Genomic DNA, 22,482 nt, shown 5'->3' on the forward strand with positions numbered 1-22,482 from the left:
CCCACTTTTAGAAGGGTTTTAAATAGCTTAATTTAGCTCAGAATCTACCCAAAACTTAGTGCCTTTAAGTACCGCTTGTAACGCAAGGCCATTTTCGGTTAAAGAATAAACGGTTACTTGGTCTGCAATTGCTTCGGCAACTAAAGCGCCACCTTTATCTTCATATTTAGCTGCTGCATCTGCATTACCTCCGAATGCCCAACCATGTTCAATAAAGCGATTTACCGCTGCTTGGTTATGAAAAACCATCACAACATTAAAGTCTTTAACACCTAAACCTAAGCCTAAACCTGCTTCACCCATATTCATGTAAGTTGATTTACCGGTTAGATTATTTTTAACAACACCATAACCACCGCCAAAACTGGCTAAAACAACATTTACATTGGCATTATCAAAAACCGCATAACCAGCAGAGTTAGCAATTTGTTGTTTAACATCAGGTTTTTGCGAGTAAAGCTCACTTAATGTATTGTTTTTCATGCTTTGTACTAAAGCACGTTTTTCATCGGGAGATGCACTTCCTGTTGTAGCACAACCGGTTAAAATTGTAGTTATTAAAACTAAACTAATAGCGATAAACTTTTTCATACATATTCCTTGAATATTAGTATGGCAATCTAATTAATGTTGCAAATACTAAAGATATATTAAGTCCAATACTAGACAGTATCGGACTTTATGGTAATCTTATAACTAGTTATTTTACAAGATATTACATCATTATGCTCGTTGCTCTCGTTGATACACTTAAACAACTGCGTTACCAAATTGCCCATCTTGAAGATGATACTCTTGCAACAGAATATCCAGAACTTGATAACTTTATACATTATGTTGGATTGACTGTTGCTGAATCAAAAAATGACTTAGCTTTTCTTTATCAATTTTTATATGTGTATGGCCGAAAATCTGAAGCTACCTTTAATCGATTTCGAAATGAGCTTGAGCGGTTCTGTTTATGGTCATGGTTAGTTGCTGAGAAATCAGTTTTTGATCTAAAACGTGAAGATATTGAAGCCTATGTTGATTTTATGGTTGAACCTGATTCGGCCTGGTTATCAAACTCAGTGCAATGGCGTTATAAAGATGAACAAGGCATAAGACGACTCAATACAAATTGGCGCCCTTTCATAAAAAAAGAAAATATAGCTAGCCAACAAACACTCGCCGCTATGTTTACAGCACTCAATGTTTTTTATAAGTTTGGAATTTTAGAAGAAAAAACCTTTGCTAACTTTGTACCGGTTGTTAAAAAGAATAGCCCTTACTTAGTTGTGCAATCGCAAATTAAAATCCCCGATACACTTAGTGATATTCAATGGGAGTATGTATTTGGCGTTACTCGAGATTTATGTGAGCAACAACCTGATTTAGAAAGAAATTTGTTTACTCTCGCTTGCTTAAAAGGATTGTATCTACGAATTTCTGAGTTATCCGAGCGCCCTCAGTGGTCGCCGGTTATGTCACATTTTTGGCAAGATAATGATGGTTTTTGGTTTTTAAGAATTATGGGTAAAGGTAACAAATTACGTGATGTTACCTTAAGTGAAGATTTTATATCATATCTAAAACGTTATAGGCTTTACCGTGGTTTACCTGCCCTGCCCCGCGTTGATGAAGCTGAGCCATTAGTCCATAAAATTCGTGGCAAAGGTGGAATGACTGTTCGTCAAATTCGTCGTTTGGTACAACAAAGTTTTGACTTAGCAAAACAGTCTCTTTTACAAGACGGCTTTAAAGATGATGCTGAACAACTCGAAGCGGCGACTGCTCACTGGTTAAGACATACCGGTGCAACACACGATGCTCAAACAAGACCGCTAAAACATTTATCTGAAGATTTAGGTCATGCAAAAATCGCTACGACAGATCAAATTTATATTCAAACAAATATAAAAGAACGCGCAAAGTCTGGAATAAAAAGGAAAGTTTAATGGAATATACAATACTGGCATTAGTTGGCTTAGCTCTTTTATTTTACTCGCTGACAATTCGTCAGCTAGAACGAACAGAAATTACTGGGCCGATGTTTTTTGTGTTGGTCGGAATTGCAATGTCTTACTTTTTGCCGAGTGAGTTTAAGTTAGGCGAAGCCGGTCTCAGCGACATTTTACCTTTGGTAGAATTAACCTTGAGTATTTTTTTATTTACCGATGCAGCCAAATCAAAACTCCCCGTATTAAAACATAGTTATCAGTACCCTAGCCTGCTACTTTTTGTGGCTTTGCCGATGACACTAATGTTAGGTGTTGCCGGTGGGTTGTTTTTCTTTTCGGAGTTATCACTATTTCAATCTGCCTTGATCGCGATTATTTTAACACCAACGGATGCTGCGCTTAGCAAAGGAATTTTAGAATGTACATCGGTACCAGAAAAAGTTCGGGAAGGGATAAATACTGAAAGTGGTTTAAACGATGGCCTTTGTGTTCCCATTTTTTTAGTTTTACTTTTATTAGTTCAAAACCCAGAAAGTGCTGTAACGACAATTGATACTTTACTTGTTTTCGCAAGAGAGTTAGGTGTTGCACTGGTTATTGCAGGCGTGTCGATGGCAGTATTTATTCCACTTTTAAAAATAGCATTAGCACGTCATTATTTTGCAAATAATAGCAGCCCATTTTTATTGATTGGTTTAGTCATGGCCATTTTCTCTTTAACACAAAACTTTCATGGCAGTGGTTTTATAGCTGTTTTTGTCGCGGGACTTTTATTTGATTACTTAGCACCTAAGAAAATACGTTCAACATTAGTTAAAGACTCGGAGCATATCGCCGAATTTGTTGCGCTACTAATTTGGTGTTTATTCGGTTTTGTATGTGGTCACTTAATTGTGAATGATATTACCTGGCCAATTGTTTTTTATGCGTTATTAAGTGTGACGATTTTTAGAATTGTGCCGGTACTACTTTCACTTATGTATACTAATCTAAATTTCAAAGACAAGTTTACTTTTGCCTGGTTTGGTCCAAGAGGTTTGGCGTCAATCGTTTTCACTTTAATGGTGATGGATACAGCAATTGCAAACAAAGAACAAATTGCCACAGTAACTTTAACAACCATTTTATTTAGTGTTTTCATTCATGGCATGAGTACTAAGCCAATCGCAAAAAGTTACCAAAAATAAAGGCGCGTTAAGCGCCTTTATTATGTTCAAAAAAATTAAAGTAACTCTGCAATTAATTGCAGTGGGTGCTTTGGTTTAAATTTTTCATAGCGTTTCACTTGGCTACGACAAGAAAACCCAGTTGCTAAAACAGTTTCAGGCTCATTATCAGAAATAATTGGTTGCCAACTCATTTCATAAAGAGCCCGTGAATTTTCTTGGTTTTGCTTTTCGTGGCCGTACGTACCTGCCATACCACAACAACCCGTACTGGTAGTTTCAAGCTGTAAATTTAGATCTGCAAAAATGGTTTGCCAAACTTTAGAAGCATTCGGCATTGCTGTTGTTTCAGTACAATGACTTAACAATTTAAATTGCGAATTCGTTGTAGTGGTAAGAGTCACTTGTTTAAAGTTTTGCGTTTGAAGCCATTCATGAGCTAATTCAACTTTAAAGTCACCACGCTCATCTTTTAATATTGAGACATACTCATCTCTGTAACACATAACTAAAGATGCATCGAGCCCAACTAAAGGAGCGTTGATTTCACTCAGTGAATTTAAAAACTCAGCTGCATTTTTTGCTGTTGTTTTAAATTCATTTAAAAAACCTTTTACATGCTGAGCTTTACCATTTGGTTTGAACGGTAATAGCATTGGTATTTTGCCTAGCGCTTTAATCACTTTAATAAAGCTTTCTACTAATTCAGCTTCGTAAAAACTAGTGAATGGGTCTTGAACTATTAGTACATACTCGGCTTGTTGTTCTTTTGAAAGCGAATTAAGTAATTCAAAATTAAATTGCTGATCTTTAGAAATACGTTTAGAAAGTTGCGGTACGCTTAAGCTTGGCGTATCAACATAACCAATTGTATTTTTAATTAAACCTGAAACAAGTTTTGTATTTACAATTGGATTTACCACTTTAGCAAACTTTGCCATCACCGGCGCAGTTTGCTCGATACCTGCTACTAAGTAATCTTTAGCAGGACGAGCGTAATAACTGTGGTAGAAATTTAAAAAGCGTGAACGAAATGTCGGTACATCAACTTTTATTGGGCATGCAGTAGTACATGCTTTACAAGCTAAACATTCGTCCATTGATTCTTTAACTTCGTGAGAGAAATCATAAACACCTTTTTTCTTATCGCGACTATGTTGATAGCGTTCCCACCAAGTGATTACTTCACCATTAACTAATTCTTTTTCGACATTGAGTAAATCAATATTTTCGGACTCTTGAAGTCGTAACCATTCGCGCATTAAACTCGCGCGACCTTTAGGTGAATAACGGCGGTCACCTGTTACTTTATAAGATGGACACATTGGTGATTTTTCATCGTAGTTAAAACACAGACCATTACCGTTACAGGTCATCGCGTTATTAAATTCTGTTTTAACATCGATAGAAATTTTTTTATCGAACCAGGCACGCTTTTGATCGTCAACAGAAACAAGTGAGTCTTTACTTTCAATTGGTGTACAGATTTTACCTGGGTTTACCCTGTTATTTGGATCAAATGCCGCTTTGATTTTTCGAAGTTGTGTAAATAAATGCTCGCCGAAAAATTCAGGGCCATATTCACTTCGATACCCTTTGCCGTGTTCACCCCACATCAAGCCGCCATATTTGGCAGTAAGTTTAACGACTTCATCTGAAATAAGACGAAGTAATTTTTCTTGCTCAGGGTCACACATATCGAGTGCAGGTCGTACGTGTAAAACACCAGCATCAACATGGCCAAACATACCATATTGAAGGTTGTGGTTATCGAGAAGTTCACGAAACTCGACTATAAAATCTGCTAAGTTTTCTGGTGGTACTGCAGTATCTTCAGCAAAAGCTAACGGCTTTTGACTGCCTTTTACATTACCTAAAAGACCAACTGACTTTTTACGCATTGCATAAATTTTTAAAATATCAGCTTTGTCATTTGTTAACTGATAACCGATCACCCCATTAGTTTGCTTTGCAACACATTCATCGAGTAGCTTACAAAGAGTGTCTACTTTATCTTTAATATCTTCAGGTGAAACTGCATTAAACTCAACCATGTTGAGTCCCTGCATATCTTTGTTTTCAACATCGGTTATTAAGTCCGATACTGAATGCCAAATGATATCTTCTCGAGCAAGGTTAAGTACTTTGCTATCGACTGTTTCTACAGAAGTTGCATTTGCTGAAACTAGAAATGGTGAATGACGAAGTGCAGAATCAAAGCTATCGTATTTAATATTTATTAATGTCTTAAATTCAGCAATGGGCGTAATATTTAGTTTTGCTTCAGTTACAATACCTAATGAACCTTCAGAACCCGTAATTAATCGGCTCATATCAAAGGTTTGTAAATCATCAGAAAAAATATGTTCTAAATCGTAGCCGGTAAGAAAACGGTTTAAGCGTGGGAATTTTTCTAAAATAGCGTCTCGATTCTCAAGGCCAATATCAAGAACTGTTTTATATAACTTACCTACTGTCGTGTTTTGTTCAGCAATTACTTTTGCTTTTTCAATAGGCATAGGGGTTGTGGACATTTCAGTGCCATCAACAAGATAAATTGTCAGGCCTAAAACGTGATCACTTGTTTTGCCATAAACCAAAGAGCCTTGACCTGATGCATCTGTATTTATCATTCCACCGATTGTTGCACGGTTACTTGTTGATAAATCGGGCGCAAAGAAAAAACCATAAGGACGCAAAAAGTCGTTTAATTGGTCTTTTATAACACCCGTTTGCACGCGCACCCAGTTTTCTTCAACATTTATTTCTAAGATTTCACGCATGTAGCGAGATAAATCAACAACTATACCTGGGGTTAGCGATTGTCCATTAGTACCTGTACCACCTCCGCGTGGACCAAAAGTCAGTGATAAAAATGGATCACGTGAAGCAATTTGCATAGCAAGTTGTATGTCTTTTGCTGACTTTGGAAAGATGACACCTTGAGGTACCTGTTGGTAAACGCTGTTATCGGTCGATAAACTTAAACGTGTAGAAAAGCTTGCATCGGTATCACCACTAAAACCTTGTTTTTGTATTGTATTTAAGTAATTAGAAACGAGTTCTGTGGCGGCTTGTTGTTGACTTATTGTTGCTATCATGACGGTGATAAATTAAGGCATTTTGCAAATTATATCATGCTAATAGCTAAGATAAATTGAAGATTTTACAGTTTGTAACACTCTTTTTATCGATTTCGGGGGCAATACTTTTATACTGTGTATTAAAGCAGCAAATGAGATAGTCAGATGAAAAAAATTGCATTAATCAGTTTAGGTGCCTTGTGCATGTTATTGGGTTTAGTTTTTGTCATTATTCCCGGACCGTCGCTGATCTTCTTTATTGCGGGACTTTTCTGTTTATCTTTTTATTATCCTAAAGCGCGTCATTATTTAACCTTGTGCCAAAAGGCTCTGACTAAGTCATGTGCTTATATCGATAAAAAACTTGCTCGCTGATTTAAAGGGCGTGTTGACCTTTTATGATTGATTTTGCAGCAGTGTGTTTGGTATTTAGGCAAGGCAGAGCCTGTGTAGTGTGGTTTTTTCACATAAATAGGCGATAACGCAGCATCAATGCCAAACACGCGTTGCCCTTCGGGTTCTTTCTAGGGGCGATTAACTCTTTGTTGCTCGATTTTTACTTAGCCCACTTGGTTACAAATCTCGCGCCGCGATTAAATCGCCCCTAGAGTGAACAAAGTCTAATCTACAAAGGGCAACACGCCCTTCGAAGTAACAAAAATGCCAGCTAAGTGCTGGCATTTTTTATATCAGAATCTTTATTTTAATTAAATAAAGTACTTAGTCGGCTAATTTCTTAGCAAGATATAACCAAGTTTCTAATACTGTATCTGGGTTCAGAGAAACAGAATCAATGCCCTGCTCAACTAACCAAGCTGCAAAGTCTTCATGATCTGAAGGACCTTGACCACAAATACCTACGTATTTGCCTTTTGCTTTAGCAGTTTGAATAGCCATTGATAATAGTTTTTTGATTGCAGGGTTACGCTCATCAAATAGATGCGCAATTAAACCTGAGTCACGGTCAAGACCTAATGTTAACTGAGTTAAGTCGTTTGAACCGATAGAGAAACCATCAAAATATTCTAAGAACTCATCTGCAAGTAACGCGTTTGATGGTAATTCACACATCATGATTACTTTCAGACCATTTTCGCCACGTTTAAGGCCATGTTCTTCAAGTAATTCAATAACGCGCTTACCTTCTTCAAGCGTACGAACAAATGGGATCATGATTTCAATATTAGTCATACCCATTTCGTTGCGAACACGTTTAATCGCTTCACACTCTAACGCGAAACAGTCACGGAAATCTTCAGAGATATAACGTGCTGCACCACGGAAACCAATCATTGGGTTTTCTTCTTCCGGCTCATATTGCTGGCCGCCAACAAGGTTTGCATATTCGTTTGACTTAAAGTCAGACATACGAACAATGACACGTTCAGGTGCAAACGCACAACCTAGTGTAGCAATACCTTCAACAAGCTTAGAAATATAGAATTCTACAGGTGATTCATAACCTGCCATCATTTCTGAGATTTCAGCTTTTAGCTCGTCAGATTGAGCATCAAAGTTAAGAAGTGCTTTAGGGTGAACACCAATCATACGGTTGATTACGAATTCAACACGCGCAAGGCCAACACCTGCATGAGGTAAGCGTGCAAAGTCAAATGCACGATCAGGGTTACCTACGTTCATCATAACTTTCATTGGTAATTCTGGCATTTCATCAACACGTGAAGTAAGTACTTCGTAATCCAAAATACCTTCGTAGATATAACCTGTATCACCTTCGGCACACGAAACAGTTACATCGTGGCCTGCTTTAATTAAATCAGTTGCATTACCACAACCAACAACTGCAGGAATACCTAATTCTCGAGCAATGATTGCCGCGTGACATGTACGACCGCCACGGTTTGTAACAATCGCAGCGGCACGTTTCATGATTGGCTCCCAGTCTGGGTCAGTCATGTCAGTAACTAGAATGTCACCTTGTTGTACTTTGTCCATTTCATCAATTGAATCGAGTACGCGTACTGTACCTGAACCAATCTTGTGACCAATTGCACGGCCTTCAGCAACAACTGTGCTTGTACCATTTAATTGGAAACGCTCCATAACGTTAGCGTCTTCGTTTGAACGAACTGTTTCTGGACGTGCTTGAACGATGTAAAGTTTACCGTCGTTGCCGTCTTTTGCCCACTCGATGTCCATTGGACGACCGTAGTGCTTTTCGATGATCACAGCTTGCTTTGCAAGTTCTTGAACTTCAGCATCTGTGATTGAGAATTTGTTTGAAAGTGACGAATCTACGTCAACAATTTCAACTTGCTTACCATGTGATTCATCCGCAGAGTAAATCATTTGGATTGCTTTTGAACCAATATTACGGCGAACTACTGAAGGCTTACCGTTAGCAAGTGTTGGTTTATGAACATAAAATTCATCTGGGTTTACAGCACCCTGCACAACCATTTCACCAAGACCATAGCTTGAAGTGACAAATACAACATCTTCAAAGCCAGATTCAGTATCAATACTGAACATAACACCTGAAGCTGCTTTATCTGAACGAACCATGCGTTGGATACCAGCTGAAAGTGCAACACCACGATGGTCATAACCTTGGTGAACACGGTAAGAAATAGCGCGGTCATTAAATAGTGAGGCAAACACGTGTTTGATTGCAGTCATTACTGAATCAATACCACGTACGTTTAAAAACGTTTCTTGTTGTCCTGCGAATGAAGCGTCTGGCATGTCTTCTGCTGTAGCAGATGAGCGAACTGCAAATGAAACATCTTGTGATGCGTCGCCGTGTAGTTGGCTATATGCGTCGCGGATGGCTTGGTCTAGGTTTGGTTGGAATGGTGTATCGATAATCCATTGGCGGATTTCGGCACCGACTTTAGCGAGTGTATTTACATCATCCACATCCAATGTGTCTAAAATATCGTGGATTTTTGAGTTTAAACCAGATTGCTCTAGGAACTCATTGAATGCTTCAGCGGTTGTAGCGAAACCACCTGGCACTTGAACACCAGCGTTAGCTAGGTTTGAGATCATTTCACCTAGTGAAGCGTTTTTACCGCCAACACGAGGAACATCTTGCATACCAAGCTCTTGATACCAGAGAACGTATTCTTGCACGGATCTTTCTCCATAAACAAATTGTAGTACTAACTGTGAGAGTTAAGAAAGAAAACCTTCTAAAAAGGTCGTAGTCATTCTACACTGGCAACAGACCTCACGTAAACCGTGAAGCCCCTATTTTGCAGATAAAGGTAATAAAAAGGTTAAATATGAGAACTGCATTTTATATCTCTGATGGAACAGCAATCACCTCTGAAGTCTTTGGTCATGCGACCTTATCTATGTTTCCTGTTGAGTTTAATCACAAAACAATTCCTTTTGTTGAAACAGAAAAAAAAGCGAATGAAGTTAAAAACTTAATTAATTCAACGGCGCAACGTGATGGGGAACAGCCACTCGTGTTCTTCACTTTTGTTAACCACGAGCTAAGTGAAATTATTAAATCGTCTTGCGCGGTGTGTTATGACTTTTTATCACAATACAGTGATAAAATTTCACAAGAGTTAAAAGTTGCGCCAGTACCGAAGGTTCATAGAACGCATTCGATGCACGAGAAAAGTTATGATTTTCGTATTGATGCGGTTAACTATGCGTTGACCAATGATGATGGCGCTAACATTAAAAACTACTCTGAAGCCGACATTATTTTAGTGGGTGTTAGCCGAAGCGGTAAAACACCTACTAGTTTATACCTGGCATTACAATATGGCATTAAAGCAGCCAATTACCCGCTAACAGAAGATGATTTAGAAAGAGGCACTTTGCCTGAGTGTTTAAAAGCTTACAAACATAAACTTTTTGGTTTAACGATTGACCCTGTTCGCCTTGCCGATATTCGCCAGCGTCGTATGGCAAATTCAAAATACGCGTCTTTAAAACAGTGTCGTATTGAAGTTCGTGAAGTTGAAATGCTATATAAAAAGCAGAAGATTCAATTTTTAAATTCAACTCATCATTCAGTAGAAGAAATTTCTGCAAAGATTATATCTGATACTGGACTTGAAAGACGTAAGTACTAACTTATTTTAGTATCGGACATTAAAAAAGGCTGCTATGTGCAGCCTTTTTTGGATAACTTAATGTTATTTACGTGCGTCTTTTAATAAGTCAGCAACTAAGAAACCTAGTTCTAAAACTTGATCCGCATTTAAGCGTGGATCGCACTGTGTGCGGTAGCGTTGTGCTAAATCTTCATCAGATAATCCATACGCACCACCAGTACATTCAGTAACGTGTTGGCCTGTCATTTCAAGGTGAACACCACCTGGATATGAACCTTCAGCTTTGTGTACTGCGAAGAACTGGCTAATTTCACGAAGAATATTATTAAAGCTACGTGTTTTATAACCTGAGCTCGCTTTCTCAGTATTACCATGCATTGGATCTGAGCTCCAAATAACTTTACGACCTTCTTGTTGTACTTTACGTACTAGTGCCGGTAGTTTCTCTGGCAGTACATCAGCGCCCATTCGTGTAATTAACGTTAAGCGACCTGGAATGTTATCTGGGTTAACTGCATCAATAAGTTTGATTAGCTCATCTGGGTCCATACCTGGGCCAACTTTCACACCAATTGGATTTTTAATGCCTTTAAAGAATTCGATGTGTGCATGATCAAGTTGACGTGTACGTTCACCAATCCAAACAAAGTGTGCAGAACAATCGTACCAATCACCTGATAAGTGGTCACGGCGTGTTAGAGCTTCTTCATAGCCTAATAATAACGCTTCGTGTGATGTAAATAAGTCTGTTTCTTTTAAGCTCGGCGCAACGGTTGAGTCGATACCACACACTTCCATAAATTCAAGCGCATCTTGAATTCTGTCAGCTAGCTGTTGGTATTTCTCTTTAAGTGGATTTGCAGCAACGAAGCCCATGTTCCAGCGATTTACTTGATGTAAATCGGCTAAACCACCTTGCGCGAATGCGCGTAATAAATTTAGCGTTGCAGCACTGTGATGATATGCCGTCATCAAACGCTGTGGATCAGGTACACGGGCTTGCTCTGTGAATTCAAAATTATTGATGATATCACCACGGTACGAAGGTAATGAAACACCGTCGATTGTTTCATAATCTGATGAGCGTGGCTTAGCGTATTGACCTGCCATACGCGCAATTTTAACTACAGGGCATTTACCACCATAAGTTAAAACAACGGCCATTTGTAAAAGTGTTTTAAATGTATCGCGGATATTTGCGGCATTAAAGTCACTAAATGACTCTGCACAATCACCACCCTGTAATAAGAAGGCTCTACCTTCACATACAGCTTCTAATTGTTTGTATAAGCTACGCGTCTCTTCAGCAAATACTAAAGGTGGTGCGCTTTTTAATTGCCCTTCAACTGATTTAAGGGCTTCTTGATCTGGGTACTCTGGCTGCTGAAGTATCGGCAGTTTTCTCCAGCTGTCTGGGTTCCACGATTGCATGTTCTTTCCTCATTCTTAACATAGACCGTTAACGAAAACTAACTTATTGCACGTACTAAGTTCAAGGACAATATTCAGCTATTTACGATTATTTCGTTATTTGATAAGTGGTTTCGATATTAACAATTAGGGTTCCAACATTTTATTGTTTCAAACCAGTTAGTTACACTTTTTTGTTCACCTTATTCGTTGCCTCGTAATATAAGAACACATCTTACCTAACTAAAGCCTTACTGTAACCTCAGCTTTACATGCTTAAATATACTTTTTCAGTTCTACATTGATCAAATTAAAAACTTGTACTAATAGCATGTTAAGGAACACATCATACTTAATCGGAATCATTAGTAAGGTCAACATTACTAGAAAAATAAACTTCAAAAGACCAAAGGATAGGGTTACAATAAAACCAACAATAAGTAAGATGTGTTCCTATGAGTACAAAGTTAGAAATACGCAGTCAGTTTGATTTAGTAAGTGAGTTAACTCATTTGCTTTGTGAAGAATTAAAGGAAGTTGGTTTTCATAAGGCATCATATTATCAATTACCAGATATCGATATAAACGACGAAAAGAAAGTCCCTTCTTCAATTAGTGTACAACAAATTGAAGGCGATGATGCTCATAAGTTAATTCTAAATTCATTTGGTGATTTTTATAAAAAGACAGGATTAAGCAGTCGAGTGTTAAAAAGACATCCTGGTTTATTAGTTTTAAAAGATGTCGATAAGCAACATTTCATTGCAAGGATAAATCAGTTAAATAAAGCCAAAGCTGATTTTAAAAATAGTGTAATAGCTATCGATAATAATGATGCGCGATTTGAAGCGGTTCACAATGCTGTGCCTAATCTCATTACACTTGCTGCATATCGTAAGATCCACTTTGAAACTGAATCGCCCTACTCTGTTCGTTTTACTTGGATGCATAAACACGCAACTAAAACGCTAACTAAAAAAATGGCCTTAGCAATGCTCGATAAATCGGCTAGTTATTCTAATCCAAGAATGATCGACCAACACTCTTGGCAAGCGCTAGTTGCACAAGAGCAAAGTCGTGTTGCAAGTTTAGGTGATAAAGAAAAATTACGAATTCGTAGACCAACAAGAGTTAGTCCACAAGTTAATGTAAGGTATACAGCTCAAAACCGATATCATGTTAGTGCTGCTTTACCTTTTATTTTGATAAACCCAGAACCAGATGTAAAACTTGGTACATTATCTGATTATCAAAAACCAGAAAGTCATCCTCGAAAAAGAGAATATGATTTCTTAGTTGATAGACTTTACTTAGAACAAGTAACAGATTGATTATGTTAAAAAGGCCACATATGTGGCCTTTCCTTTATAGTTAGCAGTCTTTAAAATTTAGTCTTCTACTATTTCTTCAATTTTATCTTCATCGATTAAAACAGCATTTTCAACAATGCGCTTACCACCTTGAATTTCGATTCGTTTGTTATGCTTATTAAGCGTAAGAATCTCATCACAAAATTGATCAGATGGATGCATCTCATATGTGTAATCAATAATATTACCCGTTTTGTCATCTTTGACATTGGTAATGTTATATTCAGAGATTGCACCTTTCTCAATTAAGTCTTTCATTGTCGTAGTCATATCACGACGCAAAGCTTTTAATTTATTCTCGGTAATTTCGTCTGTTGAATAAATAGAGCCATATTTTTCCATAATCGATAATAGTCGGAAATGGTAGGTCTTACCCGGTGCCGCATAACGCCATAAATGATATAAACGAAGCATCATCCAACGAGATAAACCACGTTTTAATTCTTGAGCACTATTAAAGTAGTAACCTTTGTATTCAAGGTTATCGATCATGTTATGAACGAAGGCATTCAAACAAGCTACACATTTTACGTTACCACCCTGACCTTTTTTGCCGCTAAAATGAAGTGACGATAAAAAGTTCATGTTCGATTCGTAAAATGAGTCATCAATATCAGAGTTACGAGTATCTGTTGCTGAATATTTAAAAGAAAGCTTAGAACCTTGTAATGCTTCTAATGATTCTTTGATTTGCGGATAAGGCATCGACTGGCCAACAGCTTTCAGCTCTTGTGCTAATTCATTCATTGAAAAAACAACTGCGTATTGAATACCAGACTTAAAATTGATTTTTACAATTTTTCCTTTAGAGGCTAAACGAATTAAGGCACGTTCGACCTTTTCTTCACGATCAGATGGCCAAACAAGATATTCAACATCTTCACCATCTTTTCTTGTGCTTACTACTGCAGGTGTAATTTTGATTTCACCATCATAAAGAATGCCGTCTACTTTTTCAGAGATTTTTCGTGTAACGATGGTTTTCTTTGGTGCTTCTTCAACAGGAAGCTTCTTATGACCAGAACGGACAAATCGTCCCCATAAATCATAATGATTAAATGTATTTGAGTAAGCTCTCAAACCATGTGCAGCATTTTCAATTGAAACACGCACATCTTTGTTGTCTGTAAATAGTGCAAGACTTTCATTATCTATTGCACTTTCCACCCCGTGGATCTGCCCGCGTAATGTATCGGGTAAGTTATCTACCGAGATGTTGACCTTTCGGCTCATTGTTCTTATTTCCAATTTTTCTTCGACAGTTAATAACAACACATAAAACTTCAAAAGTTAAATGTTTAAGTTAGTATAAACTTGATCCGATCATAATTTATTTCTTTGGATCAGTTTTATACTAACTGTTTCGTAATTGCTGATTTTCAGATCAGATTTTTACTAAGTTATAGTTGATAGGTCGCAATTTTACTAACTCAGTTCAAATTATGTCCTGTTAATCACCTTTTTAAAGTGATTTAACACGACATAAATCGCTTTTTTAAAACTCCATGTGGATAAACAGCTCTTAAGTTATAATAGATCTGATCTGTACCAACTATAGATCAGATCCATACCAACTTATTGTGCATTTTAGTCATGCTCTCGGTGCATAACTTTATAATTTAGTTAGTAAAAAGTTGATCTACACCACTATTTTTGTGAGTAAAACAGTGGTTAAACTGTGCATAAGTCGAAAGCTCATTTTTTGCTTAGTAATTGGCTGATCTGCGAGTCATTAAAGATCTGATCTTAACTAAGTAAAAACACGATCTGGCTTTTTAGTAAATATTCAATGAAATCAGTCATATATTTCACTATTTTAGCATCTTAACCTTATATACCTATATACTTAACCGATATTAAACTTACTTATTTATACTTAGCATCAGTAAAGTTACAAATTTTTATTAAATGTCTTATAAATAAAAGGTATGTCGTCTTAAATACTTGTTTACAGCAATTTGAATGGACATTATACTTAAAGCATAACTTTGAGGAAGAAAGTATGTCTATCAATAATAATGCGCTAGCCACTTATAGGTTACTAAAAGCGACAGCAGAAGTTGCTGAAAAATCGCTAGAAGGACGTATTCAACATTATCGTGCCCATTTAAAGTCTGAAGAAAAAGAACTTCGTACTTATACGCAAAAAGCAGCCGCTGACTTATTAGGCTGTAATAATCGTACCTTAAAACGACGTCATGATAATGGTGACTTTGATGCACTTGATATCAAACGTGGTGCAAATGGCCACTACGCTTATACCTTAGTAAATATCTTTGCTATGGCTGATATCATGGATATTAAACCTGATCACCGTACAGTTGATGATAAATTACAAGTTATCGTTATTAACTCCTTAAAAGGTGGTTGTGGTAAAACTACCAGCATGGTTAACATTGCCGCTGCACTTGCTACTACCAATATTAAACGATACAGAATTGGTATTATTGACCTTGATCCACAAGGTTCTTCATCAAGCTTTTTCCCACCAAGTGAGCCAGACCCAATTACTGTGGGCGATTTAATGCGTGACTGTATTGAGCTTGATGAAAACGAAACCTGGGATGAGTTAGTATCGAACTCTTTCTTACCTACCCATATACCTAATATTCGTATTTTGCCTTCTGGTATGGATGATTTTTACTTCGAGCATGAAACAGCAACTTTATTAAAAGATAGCTCTAGTTACGATAAAACACGTCACTATCATAAATTGCTCGAAAAAGTTATTGAACCGGTAAAAGATCAATTTGATATTATTCTAATTGATACAGCTCCATCACTTAACTTTATGTTTTATAATGCATTAATGGCCTCTACGTCGATGCTTATCCCTGTTCATCCTGAAGCTGTAGACTTTGATGCAAACAATAAATACTTAAAGCGATTAGGCGAGATTTACCATACAGTTGCTGCCCTTGGCCACCAAGGTTGGGATTTCATGCAATTCTTAGTAACTAACTATGTTAAAGGGAACCACTCACAGCGCGACATCGTTAAAGATGTTCGTAGTGCATTTGGTCGTCAAGTAATGAGTTACCCAATCAATCATAGCTCGGCAATTACCGCCAGCTCATCTTCTTTTAATACCATTTTTGATCAAAAAACGTCAGATAGCTTAGCTAGTCGTGAGTCACTACTTCGTGCGCAAGAAAATATCAAAGATGTAGTTGATGAACTTGAAATGCTGATCCGTTCTAATTGGCAGTCAACTCAATCGTCTCTAAATACAGCTAAGTAAGGTAATTAATAAAAATGGCTAAAAAACGTAAAAACGATACCAGCTTAGACCCTTTTTCAACGTCTATCGAAAGCAGTAGTTTAGATGCTTTGCTAGAGCAAGCTTCAGCTGGTGATGTTATCAGTATGCCTGCTCCAAGCGATCCTACACGTCAAATTACTTTGGTGTGTAAGGTTATTCCAAGCTCAGAAATTGAAGCTAGAACAAAGGTCTATGGTAAAAACCGCCGTGTACAATCATTACTAAATGAAAAGTCAGTTGCCGATATCCTTCCTGCAATTGCCGAAGACGGCCGTAACCAGCACCCTGCCCTATGTTGGGATAAAGGTGATGAAATGCTTGTATTAGCAGGTTCTCGTCGTCGTAAAGCATGTATCTTAAGTAACTCTGATTACTTAGTTTTAAGCTCTGAAGATTTCACAGATCAAGATGCTAAAATTCTTGCTGTATCATCTGATCAATACATTGCCCCAAGTCTATGGGAGCTTGGTCAAGCATATCAACAGACCCGTGATGAGCTTATTGCTGAGGGTAAAAAAGGCTCTTATCGTGAGATTGCGGCAATTGAAGGTGTATCACACACTGCGATTGCTGATGCTATCAAAGCGTATGAGAATCTACCTTCTGAGGTTTTAAGCCTTTACCCTACAGCGAATCATGTTGGCCGTGAAGTAGCTAAAAAGCTTATTAGTGCCAAAGAGCGTGACGAGCAGCTGTTTACCAAGCTTGTAAATGACGCAAGTAGTGATAGCGAAATAGCGCAAATCAGCAGCGATGATAAACGTGCTCTTGCAATTACCAAGCTACTAACTGCTGAGCCAGCAGCGCCAAGCCGTCGTGAAGCCCTTATTGATAGTGAGTTTGTGAGCGTACAGCGTAATATCAAAAGCGGTGATTTATCTGTGAAAATCGATAATAAAGTGATGACAGACAAACGCTTAGAGCAGCTAACCAAGCTATTAAATAGCTTTAATTAGTTAGTAAAAGAATGATCTCTCACGCTTTTACTGTTAGTAAAAGCGTGATCTCCCCTTCCCTTTCGTTAGTAAAATAGTGATCTATTACCAGTAAAATTGGTACTTATTACACTTTCAGATCAATTTTTTACCAACTAATAACCCCTTTACAGGGTTTTTCGTTTCATAATTAGATTGCTTAGTAAAAAATTGATCTGTAAAGCCCCTGCCTTGTTATTAACCTGTTTATATCTTGTGCGATTGTTGTTTGTTAAATGCTCAGTATGTCAGTTTTCAGCTTTGATTTTATTTTAAAGCAGATTTTTACCAAGTTATCAGCTCCAACCAGTCCAATATTGCTCAATAGTGCTTTAGCTCTGGGCCGATAGATCATATACTGGCAGAATTATTTTTTGTTTTTACTGCCAAAAGCGTTATGTCTGCTAACTTATCCAAAAATGACTTATTAGCTATCTTTGAAGAAATCAAACAAGAGCAAGAAACTCAGTTTCCTCTGTCTGAGCGCTTCATCAAACAGCTATTTAAGCCGCATGTGTTAAGTAAAGCAAAAGAGTATCACCAGAACGGCCAAATCAACTGGTTAGAACATAACAGTGATTTTAGCGTTATTGATGCATCTATGTTTGGTAACGAAGGAAATACCTTTACTCAGCATATTGAGATCAGTAAATTACCAAGTGGTTTTTCGGTCGATTCGCATTGTACTTGTGGTTCTAAAACTAAATGCCGTCATATTGCAGCTGTGCTCCTAAAACTCAAAATTGAACATTCAGGTGACTACGGCGAAGACTACATCATTAACGATTGGTTTAGTGAGCTAAAAACCCTTAAGCAAGTTACTAATGACAATGCCAAACAGGTTCTATTATTTGTTCTTGATGTAGAGAAATCTGTTGTAACCCTTACTCCTAAAATAGCTAATTATGACGCTGAGCATAACTATACTCTTGGTCGTAACCTTACCGAGCAGCAATTAAATAGTTTTGTAACCCCTACTGATTTATTAGAATCTGACTTTCGGTTATATAGCTGGATCCGTTCTCAAAATGCCCTTGGAAAACTTGAGCTTAAAGGTCAGTGGGGCTTTGCAGCACTACAGCAATTAATTGCCACCCAGCGTTTGTTTTTAGGCCGTTCGCGCCAAGCAATTAAAGCTGACAGTATGCAAGCGTTAGAGTTTGATTGGAAACAAAACAAAGACTTAACGTCATTGAGCATGACGCTTGCTGGGCAAGATAATTGGTTATTGTTAAAAACAACACCCCCTACTTACCTTGACCCTGAGAAGCTAAAAGTAGGCCGAATTCGTACTCCGTTAACGGCTGATGAAATAGCGTTACTTGCCAATATGCCTGCTATTCACACAGAGAACTTTGATCGCGTTTATCAAAAGCTGAATGATAATTTTGGTGAAGGTGTGATCCCTCATGCATTTAAGGAAAGTAAAAAAAGCTTAGCTCGAACTGTATTCCCTGTCATCAGTATTAATAATGACGAGGGCACAATTCGCTTATCATTGCAGTTTAATTATCAAAACTCTTTGTATGATTTAAGCCAGGCGCCAGCTGATATATTAAACCAGTCATTAGAAAACACCGTTGTAAATGAATTAACTAACCTTGGCTTTGAATTATGTAAAGGGGCTTTACAAACTGAGTTTATCTTTAATAAACAATCAGTTATTCATGAGCACTGGTTAAAGTTTGAAATAATTCCAAACTTATTAAAACGCGGTTGGAAAATTAATGATGAGTTAGCAGTCGGCAAAGTCCTTAAACAACTTTCACTGCAAGTTGAGCGTGGTAAAGGTCATCAGATAGTTAGTAAAATCGTGATCTCTGGTGTTAAAACTCAACAATTGTTTGTTACTGATAACAATACTTATCAATCGCTTAATCGACAAAGTGAGCGCTTTTATTACTTTACTGTAGGAAAACGCTTTGCTGTGGTTGAAAAGGCCGCGATGATGCAGCTTAATGATTATCGTGAACGTTTTGAGCATATTAAAACCCGTGACGAAATCTTAATGCCTTTGTCGTTTTTGCCTAAGCTCATCGAGCAAAAAGCAATTAAGGTTAATATTGTTGACGATGCTCTAGATGCTTATCTATCGGAATTAAATAGCTCACAACAGCTTATTAAAAAGTCCGATATTCAAGGCTTAAACCAGGGTGTGCAATTGCGTGAGTATCAACAGCACGGTGTTGATTGGCTTAACTTTTTAAAACGTCACCAGCTTGGTGGTATTTTGGCTGATGACATGGGGCTAGGTAAAACCCTACAAGTTATTGCCTTTTTAGCTAATGCCAAGCAATCACCACAAGCAGGCCCCACGCTAATTGTTTGCCCAACCAGCTTGGTTGGTAACTGGCAAAGTGAAATTAATAAATTTGCGAGTAACTTAAAAATTACCACCGTCTTCGGTGCTGCGCGCAGCGACCAATTACAACAGTTGTCGCAAGCAGATTGTATTTTAACAACTTATCCTCTATTGAAGCGTGATATTGCCTTTTATTCGCCGCTGTATTTTGAAAACATCATTCTTGATGAAGCGCAATATATTAAAAACGACGCTGCGCAGGTTTCACGCTTGGTTAAGCGCCTTAATGCTGACTTTAAGCTCTGCTTAAGCGGCACGCCTATCGAAAATAACTTATTTGAGCTTAAATCTTTGCTCGACTTTGCAATGCCTTCCTTACTTGGTTCGCAAGCACATTTTAAGAGCTATTTTCAAACGCCTATTGAGCGTGATAACGACGTTGCCCGAGCTGATGAACTTAAGTCGTTGATCATGCCATTTATCTTGCGTCGTACTAAAGCACAGGTAACGCAAGAGCTCCCAGAGAAGACAGAGCTAGTTAAAGAGTTTGAATTTGAGAGCAAACAAAAGGAAATTTACACCGGTATAACTGAATCTTTAGAACAGAAATTAGTCGACCTATTTGCACAGCAAGGTGTACAAAAAAGTAAGCTAGCCTTTTTAGATGCATTATTAAAGCTCAGACAAATCTGCTGTCATCCAAAATTGATCGACCCTAGTTCACAGGCTGGCAGCGCTAAACTTGAATGGTTATCTAAGCATTTGCCTATCATGCTTAGCGAAGGTCGTAAGGTGATTATATTCAGTCAATTCACCATGGCACTTGATGTCATAGCAGAGCGATTAAATGAATTAGGCATCAGTTTTAGTTTGCTTACTGGGCAAACAAGACACCGCGACCGTGTTATCGAAGAGTTTACTCAAGGTGATACATCCGTATTCTTAATTAGCCTTAAAGCCGGTGGTACAGGGCTAAACCTAACTCAAGCCGATACTGTGATTCATTTTGATCCTTGGTGGAACCCTGCTGTTGAGAAACAAGCGACAGATCGTGCCTACCGTATTGGCCAAACTAACCCTGTGTTTGTTTATAAATTGATTATGGCTAACTCAATTGAACAAAAAGTATTTAAAATGCAGCAGCATAAGCAAGCTCTTGTTGATGCATTATTTACAGAAAAATCAATGAGTTTTACTCAATTTGATGAAGAGCAAATGCTTGCTCTGATAAAAAATTAAATTTTTTTAAAGTTTTTTTGAACTAATCAAATTTTGGGGCGTCTATTATTATGCTTGTTGTTAAATTGCAGTTTACATAAGCATTATGTTGATTTCCCATTTGGTTACTAAATTTTAGTAATGTTAGAGCCAGCTCACTTTGAGCTGGCTTTTTTTATGCCTAAACCCCCTACTCTGCTGAGCACTAATTCGTTATGATGATGTGTCTTTAAGTTATTGAGTTTTCGTTATGATTACAGAGCTGATTGCACAGATTAATTGGCAAAGTGTAGTGCTTGGTGCTGCTGTAGGTGCTGTTGCAAGTGGCGTTATTTTTGCCTTACAAAAAAGTCGCTTAAAAAATCAGTTAACCGAACTGCAAAATAGTCAGCAAATCCAGCAAAATCATTTAGAACAAAAGCAGCTGCAACTTGAACAAAGCCAACTTACGCTTTCGCAGTTACAGCAAGATTACGCTGAACAACGTGATGAGTCTCAACACTTTAAAACCCGCTTTGTAGAACAAGAAAAGCAAGCACAACAATACAACCAGTTTTGGCGTCAAGTTGAAGCTGAGCTTGCTGATACTAAAGCTGCACTTAATCAGCGTGATGTTGATTTAAGTACCTTAAGAAGCACTATAGAACAAAAAGAACTGCATTTTAAAGAGCAGCTTAGTCATATCAAAGAAAGCAAAGAGCAACTCAAAAAAGAGTTTGAAAACCTCGCTAATCAAATCCTTGAAGAAAAATCGCAACGGTTTAAAACCTTAAACCAAGAGAGTATTGAGCAACTTTTAAAACCGGTTCAGGGTGAGCTAAAAGGCTTTCGCGATAAGATGGAATTGATCCACGTGGAAGATCTAAAGCAGCGTGCAGCACTAAAAACGGAGTTATTGCATTTACAGGCTAAAAGCCAAGCTATCACCGAACAAGCTGATAGGCTGAGCACCGCATTACAAGGGCAAAAGAAAACCCAAGGTAATTGGGGGGAGTTAATGCTTGAAAATGTACTAGACAGCGCAGGGCTGCGTGCTGGAGTAGATTATCAGCGAGAAGTATCGTTTAACACCGAAGATGGCCGTTTGCGCCCAGATGTTGTGGTGTATTTACCTCAGCAACGTCATTTAGTTATCGATGCTAAAACTTCTTTAAACGCGTATACGCGCTATGTAAATGCCGATACAGAGCTTGAGGCGCAGCAAGCGCTTAAAGAGCATGTCACTGCGGTGCAATCACGTATAAACGAGTTAGCAAGCAAAGCCTATGACAGACTACCCGGTATTAACTCACCTGAAGTGGTGATCATGTTTGTACCAATAGAGTCTGCATTTGTTGAAGCGCTTAAGTACCAGAGTGATATTTATCAGCAAGCAATCGAAAAAAATATCTTAGTTGCAACTCCAACGACCTTATTGACTAGCTTGAACATCGTAAAACAATTGTGGCGTTTTGAAGAGCAAACTAAATACTCAAAAGAGCTTGCCGCCCGTGCTGAGCGTTTTTACAACAAGCTCAATGGTTTCCTAACCAGTATGGAAGGGGTTGGCAAGCAATTAGACCGCGCCAAAGAAAGCTATGATAAAGCGTTTTCTCAGCTGTACCGCGGTAAAGGAAACTTAATTAAGCAGGCGTCTGAGTTCAAAGAGTTGGGGGTTTCTGTGCAAAAAGAGTTACCCGCGGAAACTGTTGAAAAAGCCCAATTAGAGTTAGATTAA

Annotated in this window: 14 protein-coding genes; 9 read left to right on the plus strand and 5 right to left on the minus strand. The window is 37.9% G+C overall.

Annotated elements, in window-relative coordinates:
• Positions 1-27 precede the first annotated feature (27 nt).
• Positions 28-591: a YSC84-related protein gene (locus MTF66_RS01320; RefSeq protein ID WP_058584335.1), complete on the minus strand. Its 564-nt coding sequence runs from the start codon at positions 589-591 to the stop codon at positions 28-30.
• A gap of 134 nt (positions 592-725) precedes the next feature.
• Between MTF66_RS01320 and MTF66_RS01325 the strand changes: the two genes are divergently transcribed.
• Positions 726-1,937: a tyrosine-type recombinase/integrase gene (locus tag MTF66_RS01325; RefSeq protein ID WP_248526072.1), complete on the plus strand. Its 1,212-nt coding sequence runs from the start codon at positions 726-728 to the stop codon at positions 1,935-1,937.
• Entirely contained in the window at positions 1,937-3,127 is a 1,191-nt protein-coding gene (locus MTF66_RS01330; RefSeq protein WP_248526073.1) for a sodium:proton antiporter, read from the plus strand. The genes MTF66_RS01325 and MTF66_RS01330 overlap by 1 nt, the downstream gene beginning before the upstream one ends.
• 35 nt (positions 3,128-3,162) lie before the next feature.
• Here the strand turns inward: MTF66_RS01330 and MTF66_RS01335 are convergent, their stop codons facing one another.
• Entirely contained in the window at positions 3,163-6,207 is a 3,045-nt protein-coding gene (locus tag MTF66_RS01335) for an FAD-binding and (Fe-S)-binding domain-containing protein (RefSeq protein WP_248526074.1), read from the minus strand.
• A gap of 147 nt (positions 6,208-6,354) precedes the next feature.
• On the opposite strand from MTF66_RS01335, the gene MTF66_RS01340 reads away from it, so the two are divergent.
• Positions 6,355-6,564 (plus strand): PGPGW domain-containing protein, encoded by a 210-nt coding sequence (locus MTF66_RS01340; protein WP_248526075.1) that lies wholly within the window; start codon positions 6,355-6,357, stop codon positions 6,562-6,564.
• Positions 6,565-6,909: 345 nt separating this feature from the next.
• On the opposite strand, the gene ppsA is transcribed toward MTF66_RS01340, so the two are convergent.
• The gene (ppsA, locus tag MTF66_RS01345; RefSeq protein WP_248526076.1) at positions 6,910-9,285 is read right to left on the minus strand and encodes a phosphoenolpyruvate synthase; all 2,376 of its coding nucleotides are present in this window, start codon (positions 9,283-9,285) and stop codon (positions 6,910-6,912) included.
• 152 nt (positions 9,286-9,437) lie between these two features.
• Here ppsA and MTF66_RS01350 point away from each other — a divergent pair, with 152 nt between their 5' ends.
• Positions 9,438-10,247 (plus strand): pyruvate, water dikinase regulatory protein, encoded by an 810-nt coding sequence (locus MTF66_RS01350; protein WP_248526077.1) that lies wholly within the window; start codon positions 9,438-9,440, stop codon positions 10,245-10,247.
• A gap of 63 nt (positions 10,248-10,310) precedes the next feature.
• Here the strand turns inward: MTF66_RS01350 and MTF66_RS01355 are convergent, their stop codons facing one another.
• The gene (locus tag MTF66_RS01355) at positions 10,311-11,660 is read right to left on the minus strand and encodes a class II 3-deoxy-7-phosphoheptulonate synthase (protein ID WP_054563102.1); all 1,350 of its coding nucleotides are present in this window, start codon (positions 11,658-11,660) and stop codon (positions 10,311-10,313) included.
• A gap of 434 nt (positions 11,661-12,094) precedes the next feature.
• Between MTF66_RS01355 and MTF66_RS01360 the strand changes: the two genes are divergently transcribed.
• Positions 12,095-12,970, plus strand: a complete 876-nt coding sequence (locus tag MTF66_RS01360; protein ID WP_248526078.1) for a DNA replication terminus site-binding protein — start codon at positions 12,095-12,097, stop codon at positions 12,968-12,970.
• Positions 12,971-13,027: 57 nt separating this feature from the next.
• Here MTF66_RS01360 and MTF66_RS01365 read toward each other — a convergent pair whose 3' ends face one another.
• Positions 13,028-14,242 carry a hypothetical protein gene (locus tag MTF66_RS01365; RefSeq protein ID WP_054563104.1) on the minus strand — a complete coding sequence of 405 codons (1,215 nt, stop codon included), beginning with the start codon at positions 14,240-14,242 and terminating at the stop codon, positions 13,028-13,030.
• 769 nt (positions 14,243-15,011) lie between these two features.
• On the opposite strand from MTF66_RS01365, the gene MTF66_RS01370 reads away from it, so the two are divergent.
• The 4 genes from MTF66_RS01370 to rmuC all read left to right on the plus strand — a co-directional run bounded on the left by MTF66_RS01370 (position 15,012) and on the right by rmuC (position 22,482).
• Positions 15,012-16,250: an AAA family ATPase gene (locus MTF66_RS01370; RefSeq protein ID WP_175081417.1), complete on the plus strand. Its 1,239-nt coding sequence runs from the start codon at positions 15,012-15,014 to the stop codon at positions 16,248-16,250.
• A 14-nt stretch (positions 16,251-16,264) separates the two neighbouring features.
• Positions 16,265-17,227 (plus strand): transcriptional regulator, encoded by a 963-nt coding sequence (locus tag MTF66_RS01375; RefSeq protein ID WP_248526079.1) that lies wholly within the window; start codon positions 16,265-16,267, stop codon positions 17,225-17,227.
• A 415-nt stretch (positions 17,228-17,642) separates the two neighbouring features.
• Positions 17,643-20,786 (plus strand): DEAD/DEAH box helicase, encoded by a 3,144-nt coding sequence (locus tag MTF66_RS01380; protein WP_248526080.1) that lies wholly within the window; start codon positions 17,643-17,645, stop codon positions 20,784-20,786.
• A gap of 229 nt (positions 20,787-21,015) precedes the next feature.
• Positions 21,016-22,482 carry a DNA recombination protein RmuC gene (gene rmuC, locus MTF66_RS01385; protein WP_058584345.1) on the plus strand — a complete coding sequence of 489 codons (1,467 nt, stop codon included), beginning with the start codon at positions 21,016-21,018 and terminating at the stop codon, positions 22,480-22,482.

The sequence above is a fragment of the Pseudoalteromonas sp. 2CM39R genome (assembly GCF_023161845.1).